Origin of the sequence: Streptomyces sp. NPDC126510 (assembly GCF_040302345.1) — a bacterium.
Lineage (GTDB): Bacteria > Actinomycetota > Actinomycetes > Streptomycetales > Streptomycetaceae > Streptomyces.
This window is the reverse complement of the sequence record NZ_JBEORR010000101.1, coordinates 1-1,105: the sequence shown is the minus strand read 5'-3', so window position 1 is coordinate 1,105 and position 1,105 is coordinate 1. Positions and strand designations below refer to the sequence as shown.

General features: G+C 55.7%; 1 rRNA gene. It reads left to right on the top strand.

The features are described from left to right. A 23S ribosomal RNA gene (locus ABTX60_RS43155) occupies positions 1-1,105 on the top strand; the annotation flags it as partial.

Here is a 1,105-nt window from a genome sequence, read left to right as displayed (position 1 = left end):
GTGAGTGATGGGGTGACGCAGGAAGGTAGTCCATCCCGGGCGGTGGTTGTCCCGGGGTAAGGGTGTAGGCCGTGATCCAGGCAAATCCGGATCACTTGTGGCTGAGACCTGATGCCGAGCCGATTGTGGTGAAGTGGATGATCCTATGCTGTCGAGAAAAGCCTCTAGCGAGTTTCATGGCGGCCCGTACCCTAAACCGACTCAGGTGGTCAGGTAGAGAATACCGAGGCGTTCGGGTGAACTATGGTTAAGGAACTCGGCAAAATGCCCCCGTAACTTCGGGAGAAGGGGGGCCACACTTGGTGATGGACTTTACGTCCTGAGCTGGGGGTGGCCGCAGAGACCAGCGAGAAGCGACTGTTTACTAAAAACACAGGTCCGTGCGAAGCCGTAAGGCGATGTATACGGACTGACGCCTGCCCGGTGCTGGAACGTTAAGGGGACCGGTTAGCTCTGATTCGTCAGGGCGAAGCTGAGAACTTAAGCGCCAGTAAACGGCGGTGGTAACTATAACCATCCTAAGGTAGCGAAATTCCTTGTCGGGTAAGTTCCGACCTGCACGAATGGCGTAACGACTTCTCGACTGTCTCAACCATAGGCCCGGTGAAATTGCACTACGAGTAAAGATGCTCGTTTCGCGCAGCAGGACGGAAAGACCCCGGGACCTTTACTACAGTTTGATATTGGTGTTCGGTTCGGCTTGTGTAGGATAGCTGGGAGACTTTGAACTCTGGACGCCAGTTCAGGGGGAGTCGTCGTTGAAATACCAGTCTGGTCGTGCTGGATGTCTAACCTGGGTCCGTGATCCGGATCAGGGACAGTGTCTGATGGGTAGTTTAACTGGGGCGGTTGCCTCCTAAAGAGTAACGGAGGCGCCCAAAGGTTCCCTCAGCCTGGTTGGCAATCAGGTGTTGAGTGTAAGTGCACAAGGGAGCTTGACTGTGAGACCGACGGGTCGAGCAGGGACGAAAGTCGGGACTAGTGATCCGGCGGTGGCTTGTGGAAGCGCCGTCGCTCAACGGATAAAAGGTACCCCGGGGATAACAGGCTGATCTTCCCCAAGAGTCCATATCGACGGGATGGTTTGGCACCTCGATGTCGGCTC